Here is a 10,198-nt window from a genome sequence, read left to right as displayed (position 1 = left end):
TGCGTCGGCCGGGGGTCGTGTGGCACCGGGGGTGCGTCGGCCGGGGGTCGTGTCGCACCGGGTCCTTCCCATAGAACCGCGGCATGTGGGTGTTCGAACGGAAGGACGCGGTTCGACGTGCGCCGGGCGCCACTCAGTCGCGCGGCAGCGCCCCGTCGCCGAGGTTCCACAGCGTCCGGTACCAGCGGGTGCGCTCGGGGTCGGGCGCGATGCCGTACGCGTCGAGGAACAGGGACTCCCACCCGTCGCCGAAGTTCCACCCGAGGGCCATGGTCGCCACGGCGATGTCCGCCCACCGATCCGCGATGCCGAGGGTGTCGAGGTCGACGTGGCCGACCCACTGCCCGTCCTCGCCCACGATCGTGTTCGGGGTGCACGGGTCCCCGTGGCACACCACGATCCGGTCCGGCTCCGGACGGGCACCGAGCGCCGCCACCGTGTCGTCGTCGGCACCGGAGCGGGCGATGCGCTGCGTGACCGACCACTCGAACGGACAGTCGGCCACCGGGAGGGCGTCGTGCAGGGCGCGGAGTCCATGGCCGGCGGCGATCACCGCGGGCCGGGGATCGGCCTGGAACCGAGGGTCGACCGCACTCCGACCCGGGAGCGCGACCGTCCGGAGCCAGCGGCCGTCCGGGTCCTCGCCGTGGTCGACCACGCGCGGCACCGGCGTGTACGACCCCGCCCACGAGAGCCGCGCGATCTCGCCGAGCAGGTCGAGTCGCACACCGTGGGGTGCCCACTTGACGTACTCGGCCGCGGGTCCCTCGCCGAGTCGGAACGTGCGGCCGTCGAGGTCGTTGCGCCACACCGCGGTGATCGTCCGTCCGGCGGCCAGGGCCGAGACGCACTCGGGGACGTCGACGTGGCCCTGGGGGAGTCCGGCGATCGGCAGCACGGACCGATCCTCGTCGCTCTGGGCGGGCGACGCCAGCGCACGGGTCGAGGTCTACCCGCCGAACCCGCGCTCCTCGATGAACTCCTGCGCGGTCGAGACGACGTCGTGACGTAACGTCGCGGCGCCCGACGTGCCGGCGTAGTCGTAGATGTCGTAGCCGGGGCAGTGCACGATCGCCGAGGGATCGCCGAGGGCGTCCTGCACCGGGGTGGTCCAGACGTCCTGCGACCCGATGACGACGTAGGTCGGACGGGCGTCGCGGTAGGCGGCGAGGTCCACGAGCCACGGGTAGGTCGTGAAGTCGTCGCGGACCTGGAGCAGTCGCACGCCCTCGTCCCCGTACGCGGCGAGCGGTCGGACCGTCCAGAACTGTCCGACGCCGACGACCCCGCGACCGCCGACCCACCGGTCCAGGCACGAGGCGGGCGCGTAGGAGGCGGTGACCACGGCCTCCACGGTCGACGGCGCGACCGCCCCGCCCACCGCGAGCAGCGCGACGGTGGCGGCCACGGCGATCAGACGGAGTCCGCGACCAGCGGTGTGGAGGCGCGTTCGCCGGATCGCCGTCCGGGCCAGCTCCGCGACCGCGACGAGCCCGATGAGCGGCGCGGTGACGATCGGCTCGAGGTAGCGCGGCGTGGACGAGCCCGCGAGCACGACGCCGACGGAGACGGCGACGACGGTCACCATGCCGAGCGCCGACGCCACGAGCACCGTCCGGGAGCTCCGGACGCGCCAGGCCCACACCGTGCCGCCGAGGGAGGCGAGGAACAGCACGAGCAGCAGCACGAGCTCGACCTCGCCGAGGCCCGCGCCGGCGCGCTCGTCCGTCAGCGCCGCGAAGTACGAGAGCGTCGTGCCCGCGCCACCCGGGTGGATGTACGTCGACGGGTCGAGCGACACGAACGGCGCGAGCGGGATCCGGAGCAGGTACCCCAGCGCGGACCCACCGGCCAGCGCGACGCCGAGCCCCGACACCACACGCCAGGGCAGACGCCGGGCCAGGGCGAGCAACCCCACCGTCACGATCACGGGCGCCGCGGACCACGGCACGTACAGCGGGTCCGACGCCGTGCTGGACGCCGCCACGAGCGTCGTGACGGCCAACGCGGCCCACGACGTGCGCGGCACCGGCAGGGAGGCCGTGCGCACCACCCGCAACGCCAGCGCGGCCGTGCCGAGCATCGCGAGCACCGCGCCGTAGTAGTACGTCGTCGTCAGGAGGAGCGACGCGAGTTCGAGACTCGACGCCGTCCCGGAGGACTCCGTGAGGACGAGCAACGTCACGACGCCGAGGGCGCCGACCGCGACGGTGACGCGGACCGCACGGGGCGCCTCGGGCATCACCTGCGCGGCGACCGCCCGCACGAGGACGTACACCGCCACGACCACGAGCAGGCCGTTCAGCGCGAGTGCCTGTTGCGGCGTGGACGTCAGCGCGGCGCACGCCAGGTACACCGGGATCTCGGGGAAGAAGAACAGCGTGGGCGACATCGCCCACTCGAACGACTGTCCCAGCCGGAGCGAGCGTTCGACCAGGGGGAGGAGCACCGAGTCGCCGTCGTACCAGAGCAGCCGGACGCGGTCGGTGGCGAGCACGTGCCGGAGTGCGGCGAGCGCGAGCGCGAGGGCCATCGCGGCACCGAGGGCCTCGGCCCCGAGCACACGCAGGAGCGCGCGGGGTCGGGTCGCCTGGGCCATGTCCGGAGCGTACCGGGAGGCGCTGACCCGCCAGGAGCGCTGTCCACAGGCCTCGTCGGTGGGCTGGGATCCCCGAGGGGGAGCGGATACTGTGGTGGATCGTGACCGACGCGCGTAGCCAGCTGATCGCCCACATCCGGGACGAGGCCGTGTTCCACGGCGACTTCACGTTGACCAGCGGCAAGAAGGCGACGTACTACATCGACCTGCGCAAGGTCAGCCTCGACCACCGGGTCGCGCCGCTCATCGGCCAGGTGATGACGGACCTCGTCGCCGAGGTCCCCGACGTCGTCGCGGTCGGCGGACTGACCATGGGCGCCGACCCGATCGCCACCGCGGTGCTGCACCAGGCCGCGGCCCGGGGCCAGGCCTACGACGCGTTCGTCGTCCGCAAGGAGCCGAAGGACCACGGCCGCGGCCGGCAGGTCGAGGGCCCCGACGTGCGGGGCAAGCGCGTCGTCGTGCTCGAGGACACCTCGACCACGGGTGGCTCCCCGCTCAAGGCCGCCGAGGCGCTCGAGCGCGAAGGCGCCATCATCGCCGCCGTCGCCGTCGTGGTCGACCGTGACACCGGCGCGAAGGAAGCCATCGAGCGTGCCGGGTACCCCTACTACGCGGCGATCGGACTGGCCGACCTCGGGCTGGCCCCGTGAGCGGACGTCCCACCGACGGCGAGCCCGAGGAACCGCGTCCGGACGATGCTGTCCGGTCGGATGACGACGCTCGCGCCGCCGCGCGCCCCGTCCCGCCGAGCGGTCTCCGCAGCGCGTCGTCGATCTTCGGCGAGGCGAAGCTCCCTGACAACTGGCCGACCCGCCGCGAGCGCCGAGCCGCCGAGCGTGCCGCCGAGTCGGGCGAGGTGACGCCATTGCCGCCGACCGCGCAGGTCCCGCCGGAGCTGCCGCCCGTGGACCCGTCTGCTGTGCCGGAGCCGCCTGCTGCCCCAGAGCCGCCTGCTGCGCCGGAGCCGCCCGCTGCACCTGCGACCCCTGCCCGGGCGGTGTCCCACCCGAGCTCCCTGCAGCTGCCCACGGCACGGTCCACTCGGGATCAGCGCGCCGAGGAGATCCGCGCGATCGACGAGGAGCGCCGTCGGGTCGACCCGCACGGCACCGGCCGAGAGGACGTCGACTGGCTCGGCCGAGCGACGGGGGTGGCCCCGAGCCTCCCGTCGGAGCGCGACGACGTGATCCCGCCCGCGGCCGCACCGACGGAGCCGCCCGTCGCGGGCGTCCGCGCCCGGTTGCCCCGCGGCGAGGAGCGGCCGAGCTTCACCGACCTGCTGCGCCTGCCGGGCGACGAGGCAGCGGGCGCCGGAACGTCCGACCACGACTCGCGCTTCGACTGGGCCGCGCTCGGTGGTGCCGACGACGAGGGCACGAACGCCGACCGCGACGCCGATGCCGGTGATGCCGACGGCGCTGACCGTGCTGACCGTGCTGGTGATGTCGACGCCGAGGCGAGCCGTGCCGCGGTCGTCGACGGACCTGCAGCTGCCCTTGCTGCCTCCGCTGCTCCCGTTCCTGCCGCTGCCGTCCCTGCCCCCGCAGCGGGCTCCCGGCCGACGCGTTGGTCCCTGTCGGACGACGATGCGGGATCGGACGCCGCCGAGGCGGGCTCCGCGCAGTCCGCGCACTCCGAGGTCACGGCGGCCATCCCGGCGCAGCACGACGCCCCCGAGGGCGTCCCTGCGGGATCCGACACCGCGGACCCCGTCGTCGACACGGCAGACGCCGCCGAACGCGACACGGACGACTCCGGCGTCGACACCCCCACCGCTGCGCTGCCCTGGTGGGCGCAGCCCGAGACCGGCCCCGCAGTCGTGCCCGAGAGCCCCTCGCGCGCCGCCGATCCGCTCCCACCCACGGCCGCGCCGCCCCTGGTGTCGCCCGTGGACCCGGCCCACCCCGAGCAGGTCTACCCGGCCCACCTGCCTCCGGCCGTCGGCCAGGACCTCGACGCGTTGCTCGGCACCGACCGCTCGGCGCACGTGCCGGACGACGGCCGTCCCCGTCCCGAGCGACAGCCGGAGACGATCGCCTGGGCGCCCGAGACCGGCCCCGCGGACGTCGTCGAGACCGGACCCGCGGACGTCGTCGACCAGACCGAGTGGGACGGCCGCGAGACCAGTGACACCCGGGCGATCAACGCGCTGTTCGGGACGGGCGCACTCCGCGCCGTCGACGGGGTCGAGGACGACGCTGCCCTCGGCGACGACCACGCCGACTCCGCCGCCGGGCGCGCGGGGGACACGGGCACGCGGATGATGCCCGTCGTCGGTGCTCCCGGTGCTCCTCCGACCGGCGCTCCTGGTGCCGCTCCGGCCGGCGCCGGTCCTTCCGCCGGCTCGGTGCTCCCGGGTCAGAGCGCTCGTGGTGCCGTGCCGGTCGGGCGTCGTGACGGCCGTGGCGACAACCTCCTCAACGAGGGCTTCGGGCGCCTCGCCGCGCAGGGTCGTCGGGGCAAGCAGCTGCTCGTGTACGGCGCGATCGCGATCATCATCGTGTTGCTCGTGCTCGTGTTCCTCGTCGTGCGGTGGATCCTCGGCGGCGACCCGCAGAACCAGCCGGCGCCGGCTCCGTCCTCCACGTCGTCGTCGAAGCCGTCACGGTCACCGGCCGCGGCGTCGACCCGGTCGACGTCCTCGACGCCCGCGCCGGCTCCTTCGGCCACGGCGGTGTTCGCCACCACGGCGGCGTCGGTGGGGCAGCACTCGTGGCGCGACCTCGCGGGCGGCGAGTGCCTGTCACCGTACGAGAACGCGTGGGCACAGATCTTCACGGTCGTCGACTGCTCGGCCGCCCACGCTGCGCAGATGACGTTCCGCGGCACGCTGACCCAGTCCAGCTACCCCGGGCCCGACGCATTACGCGGTCAGATGACCGAACTGTGCAGCGCGACCAGTGCGATCGACCTCGGCGCCGCGGCCGCCTACACGGACCTACAGGTCCAGGGCGCGTACCCGGCGGACGAGAGCGAGTGGAACGCGGGCGACCGCTACTACTACTGCTTCGCCTCGCGGTCGTCGGGACAGCCACTGACGAGTTCGCTCGCGCCCTCGGCCTGACCGCGGTCGCCGCCGCGCTGCCCCCGCGCGCCGGACGGGAGGCGCGGCACCCGCTCGCACCGACCCTCCGGACCTCCGACACGACGGACGGGAGGCGCGGCACCCGCTCGCACCGACCCTCCGGACGTCCGACACGACGGACGGGAGGCGCGGCACCCGCTGGTACCGTGCCTCCCGTCCGTCGTCCGATCGGTCCCGGGTCAGGCGGGCACGGCGGCCGACGCGTCGCTGAGCGCGGCGATCTCGTCGGCCGTCAGCACGAGCTCGGCGGACCGGAGGAGCGCCGGCAGCTGCTCGAGGTTCCGGGCGCTCGCGATCGGCGCGACGACGTCCGGTCGCGTCTGCAGCCAGGCGAGCGCGACCGACGCGATCGGGGCGTCGTGCGCCTCGGCGACCGAGGCGAGGGCGTCGACCACGCGCAACCCCTCGTCCGAGAAGTACCCCTCGAGCTGCCCCTGGCGGTCCTTGCCCGCGATGTCCTCGCGAGTGCGGTACTTGCCCGTGAGGAACCCGGCGGCGAGCGCGAAGTACGGCACGACGCCCAGGTGGGTCTCGTGCACGAACGGTGCGAGCTCGGCTTCGTACGGCTGCCGCTTGACGAGGTTGTAGTGCGGCTGGATCGCGACCGGCTCGGCGAGGCCGTTCTCCTGTGCGATCCGAATCCACTCGCGGGCGCGGTCGACGGAGTAGTTCGAGATCGCGGTGTAGCGGACGATGCCGTCCTTGACGAGCTGGTCGAACGCGCGGACGGTCTCCTCGAGCGGGGTGTCCTGGTCGTCGAAGTGCGCGTAGTAGAGGTCGATGCGGTCGGTGCCGAGGCGCTGCAGCGAGGCACGGGCGGCCGCGGCGACGGTGTCCGCTGCGAGGCCCTGGTACTCCGGGTGCTGCGAGCCCTTCGTCGCGATCACGACGTCGTCGCGCTTGCCCGCCGCCGCGAGCCACGATCCGATGACGGTCTCGGACTCACCACCCGAGTTGCCCGGGGCCCACGCCGAGTAGACGTCGGCGGTGTCGATGAAGTTCCCGCCGCCGTCGACGTACGCGCTGAGGACGTCGTGCGAGGTCTGCTCGTCCGCGGTCCAACCGAAGACGTTGCCGCCGAGGGCGAGGGGGAAGACGTGGAGGTCACTGGTGCCGATGCGGGTCATGCCGCGAGGCTATGCCTCCGGCCTCCGAGTCGCTCCGGGACCGGTACGGATCCTCAGCCGACGGAGATCGCGATGAGTCCGCCCACCCCGATCAGGTACAGCACGAGCACGACGAACGAGTCGATCCCCATGCCGATGATCCGCTTCTGCGGCCGGAACACGAGCCCGACCGCGTAGACGAGGGTGAGCAGCGCGGCGATCGCCGTCAGGTAGATGTCGCTCGCGTTCGCCTGCGGCAGCACCGCCTTGCCGCTGATCACGGTCGCGACGAGGAACAGCACCGGCAGGAACGCGTTCCCGCCGAAGATGTCGCTGATCGCCAGGTTGTCGTCGCCCTGCCTGACGGCCTGGAGGCCCGTGGAGATCTCCGGCAGGCTCGTCGCCAGGGCCAGGACGGTCGCGCCGAACAGCACGCCCGACAGGCCGATCTGCCCCGAGGCCGCATCGCCCGCCTGCTCCACCGCGACACCGGCGACGAGCGTCGCCGCGGCCGACACCGCGAAGATGACCGCGGCCTTCGCGGTGCCCATCGGCGGCGGCTTCGGCTTGGAGCGGCGGTGCCCGGTCGCGTGCGGCGAGCTGTCGGGGGCCGTGCCGTTGTCGTGCCACGGCAGGCTCTTGCTCGCCCGCTGGACGAGGAGCAGGCCGACGACCCAGATCGCGGCGATGAGGACCACGTCCGGGGTCAGCCGGGCGAACAGCAGGTTCGAGGGCAGCTGGCTCCCTGCGATGACGACCGCGAGCACGGCGACGACGACGATCGCCTCGAGCACGAGTCCGAGCGACGCGGCACGGTAGGTGATCGGCTTGACGCCCTTCCCGCGCTTGCCGAACGCGTCGATGATCATGATGACGACGGTCTGCAGCGCGATGCCGCCGAGGATGTTCCCGGCCGCGACCTCGATCGAGCCGGAGAACGCGGCGCTCACCGTGATCGCGATCTCGGGCAGGTTCGTCGCGAGGGCGAGCACGATGAGGCCCCCGAGCGCGCTCCCGAGGTGCAGCCGGTCGTCGAGCACGTCGGTGGTCTTCGACAGCTGGATGCCCGCCACCCAGATGACGGCGGACCCCGCCACGAACACGAGCACGAGCAGCCAGAACGGGAGGGACGCCATGGTTCCATCGAACCCTCCGGGAGCCGACGCGGTTCCGGAGCGGCGATGTACGCTCCCTGCAGGGCGCGCCCGGACGCCCGGAGCGGGGGAGCGGCGTGCGCGAACGGTCGACGGAGCGCAGGCGTCCGCGCGTCCCCCCGTCCCTCCTGGTCGGCATCGCGCCGGTCGTGGCGTTCGCGACGATCGAGGTCATCCGTGCCCGGCCCGGTGACGACTACGAGCGGGTCGGCCTGACGATCCCGAGCGTCGTCACCGCCCTGCTCGTGCCCGAGGCGATCGCCGCCGTCGCGCTCGCCCTCGTCGTGACGGGGCTCGGTTGGTGGCGCATCGGCACGATCGACCTGCGTCGCGGAGCCCCCGGATGGGCGGCCGTTGCGCCGATCGTCATCCTGCTCATCGAGGCCGGGAGGCTCGCCACCGTCGCCTGGAACGGCCGCCCCCTCGCCTACTTCCTGCTGCTCGGACTGGCGACGCTGCTCGTCGGGTTCTTCGAGGAGACCATGGCCCGCGGCGTCCTGCTCGTCGGGCTCCGCCGTCGCCTGCCGGAACTCTGGGTGTGGATGGTGTCCTCGGCGGTGTTCGGCTGCCTGCACCTGCTCAACGCCCTCGCCGGACAGGGCCTCGGGACCACGATCGAACAGGTGGTGTTCGCGGCCGCGTTCGGGTCCGTGCTGTACATCGCGCGGCGGCTCACCCGGACCCTGCTCGTGCCGATGCTGTTGCACGCGGTCTGGGACTTCGGCGTGATCGGTGCCGGAGCCGCGGGAACGAGTGTGCCGCTGCCCGTCGTCGGGTTCCTCGGGCTGCTGACCTTCGGGATCCTCGTGTTCGGCGTCGTCGCTGCCGCGTTCGTCGCGCTGCACACCGATCGGCCCCGGCGCCTCGCGCAGCGCTGGAAGCACGTTCCACCACGCTCGGCGTTCGAGGTCCCGGCGGCCGTCTCACCGCACGCCGCCGATGGGCCGCCGCCGCCGGGTCCGATGTCCGAGGGGCCGCCGCCGTCGGGTCCCGCGTCCGACGCCGAGCCGGTGGCCCTGGGGTAGCTGTGACGGCCCTCCCGGAGGCGCGGACGCGGGGGAACCACCTGAGCAGCCCCTACATCTCCACTTCGTACGGGGTCTGCGTCACGAGCTCGTGCACGCCCGACAGGATCTCGTTCGGACGGAACGGGTACCGCTCGACCTCGGACATGTCGCTGATGCCGCTCATCACCAGGATGGTGTGCAGCCCGGCCTCGATGCCCGCCACGATGTCGGTGTCCATCCGGTCGCCGATCATCCCCGTGTTCTCGGAGTGCGCCCCGATGCGGTTCATCGCCGAGCGGAACATCATCGGGTTGGGTTTGCCGACCACGTAGGGCTCCTTGCCCGTGGCCTTCGAGATCATCGCGGCGATGGCGCCCGTCGCGGGCAGGACGCCCTCGGCGCTCGGACCGGTGGCGTCCGGGTTCGTGACGATGAACCGGGCGCCGTCGCGGATGAGTCGCACGGCCTTCGTGATCGCCTCGAACGAGTAGTTCCGGGTCTCGCCGACGACGACGTAGTCGGGCGCGGTCTCGGTCATGATGAACCCGGCTTCGTGCAGGGCGGTCGTCATGCCGGCCTCACCGATCACGAACGCGGAACCGCCGGGCATCTGCGACGCGCAGAAGTCGGCCGTCGCCAGCGCCGAGGTCCAGATGCGGTCCTCCGGCACACTCAGACCGGACCGTCGGAGGCGCGCGCTGAGGTCACGCGGCGTGAAGATCGAGTTGTTCGTCAGCACGAGGAACGGCGTCCCGGTGTCGAGCCACTGCTGGATGAGCTCGGGAGCGCCGGGCAGCGCCTGGTTCTCGTGTACGAGCACGCCGTCCATGTCGGTGAGCCACGCCTCGACCTCGTCGCGCGATCCCATGCGTCCCTCTCGTCGGAGTCCGGTCCCGCCGCCCAGCGGGCCGCTTCACCATACCGTCGCAGCCTCGACCACCCGTCGGGCTCACGGTTGCCTGTGGGCGGAGTGCCAGCCCGGCCACCTGGTGAGGGATCGAGCACGTGGACCCGAGCCGCACCTCCCGGCCGCCCGCTCGGTGCGGGACCGCGCACGCGGACCGGACCCGTGCCTCCCGGCCGCCGTATCCTCGACTGGTGACCGACGACGCCCCGGCACCCGACGTCCCCGTCCGGCCGGGAGGTGCGGCTCGGGTCCACGTGCTCGATCCCTCACCAGGTGGCCGGGCTGGCACTCCGCCCACAGGCAACCGTGAGCCCGACGGGTGGTCGAGGCTGCGACG

Annotated in this window: 8 protein-coding genes; 3 read left to right on the top strand and 5 right to left on the bottom strand. The window is 73.2% G+C overall.

The annotated features are described in order from the left end of the window. Positions 1-133: 133 nt before the first annotated feature. Both DEI81_RS15675 and DEI81_RS15670 read right to left on the bottom strand, forming a co-directional pair. Positions 134-898, bottom strand: a complete 765-nt coding sequence (locus DEI81_RS15675) for an aminoglycoside 3'-phosphotransferase (RefSeq protein WP_258368801.1) — start codon at positions 896-898, stop codon at positions 134-136. Between the two features lie 51 nt (positions 899-949). Then, positions 950-2,599: a hypothetical protein gene (locus DEI81_RS15670; RefSeq protein ID WP_111011662.1), complete on the bottom strand. Its 1,650-nt coding sequence runs from the start codon at positions 2,597-2,599 to the stop codon at positions 950-952. Positions 2,600-2,700: 101 nt separating this feature from the next. Between DEI81_RS15670 and pyrE the strand changes: the two genes are divergently transcribed. Together pyrE and DEI81_RS15660 are read left to right on the top strand one after the other, a co-directional pair. Beyond that, on the top strand, positions 2,701-3,252 hold the full coding sequence (pyrE, locus tag DEI81_RS15665) for an orotate phosphoribosyltransferase (protein WP_111011661.1): 552 nt from the start codon (positions 2,701-2,703) through the stop codon (positions 3,250-3,252). Between the two features lie 347 nt (positions 3,253-3,599). Continuing rightward, positions 3,600-5,666: a septum formation family protein gene (locus tag DEI81_RS15660; protein ID WP_111011660.1), complete on the top strand. Its 2,067-nt coding sequence runs from the start codon at positions 3,600-3,602 to the stop codon at positions 5,664-5,666. A 200-nt stretch (positions 5,667-5,866) separates the two neighbouring features. Here DEI81_RS15660 and DEI81_RS15655 read toward each other — a convergent pair whose 3' ends face one another. Both DEI81_RS15655 and DEI81_RS15650 read right to left on the bottom strand, forming a co-directional pair. Further along, entirely contained in the window at positions 5,867-6,814 is a 948-nt protein-coding gene (locus tag DEI81_RS15655) for an aldo/keto reductase (RefSeq protein ID WP_111011659.1), read from the bottom strand. 53 nt (positions 6,815-6,867) lie between these two features. Next, positions 6,868-7,929: a sodium:calcium antiporter gene (locus DEI81_RS15650; protein WP_111011658.1), complete on the bottom strand. Its 1,062-nt coding sequence runs from the start codon at positions 7,927-7,929 to the stop codon at positions 6,868-6,870. A gap of 95 nt (positions 7,930-8,024) precedes the next feature. Here DEI81_RS15650 and DEI81_RS15645 point away from each other — a divergent pair, with 95 nt between their 5' ends. After that, positions 8,025-8,972, top strand: a complete 948-nt coding sequence (locus DEI81_RS15645; RefSeq protein WP_111011657.1) for a CPBP family intramembrane glutamic endopeptidase — start codon at positions 8,025-8,027, stop codon at positions 8,970-8,972. Between the two features lie 52 nt (positions 8,973-9,024). Here DEI81_RS15645 and DEI81_RS15640 read toward each other — a convergent pair whose 3' ends face one another. Next, positions 9,025-9,822, bottom strand: coding sequence for an HAD-IIA family hydrolase (locus DEI81_RS15640; RefSeq protein WP_111011656.1), 798 nt, complete (start codon positions 9,820-9,822; stop codon positions 9,025-9,027). Positions 9,823-10,198 lie beyond the last annotated feature (376 nt).

Source organism: Curtobacterium sp. MCBD17_013 (genome assembly GCF_003234565.1).
Classification (GTDB): Bacteria; Actinomycetota; Actinomycetes; order Actinomycetales; family Microbacteriaceae; genus Curtobacterium.
This window is presented reverse-complemented; position numbering and strand designations above follow the sequence as displayed.

What these genes read in the sequence shown, in the direction of transcription:
- DEI81_RS15670 (WP_111011662.1), bottom strand. Translation starts at nt 2,599, where the DNA reads ATGGCCCAGGCGACCCGACCCCGCGCGCTCCTGCGTGTGCTCGGGGCC.
- DEI81_RS15655 (WP_111011659.1), bottom strand. Translation starts at nt 6,814, where the DNA reads ATGACCCGCATCGGCACCAGTGACCTCCACGTCTTCCCCCTCGCCCTC.
- DEI81_RS15650 (WP_111011658.1), bottom strand. Translation starts at nt 7,929, where the DNA reads ATGGCGTCCCTCCCGTTCTGGCTGCTCGTGCTCGTGTTCGTGGCGGGG.
- DEI81_RS15640 (WP_111011656.1), bottom strand. Translation starts at nt 9,822, where the DNA reads ATGGGATCGCGCGACGAGGTCGAGGCGTGGCTCACCGACATGGACGGC.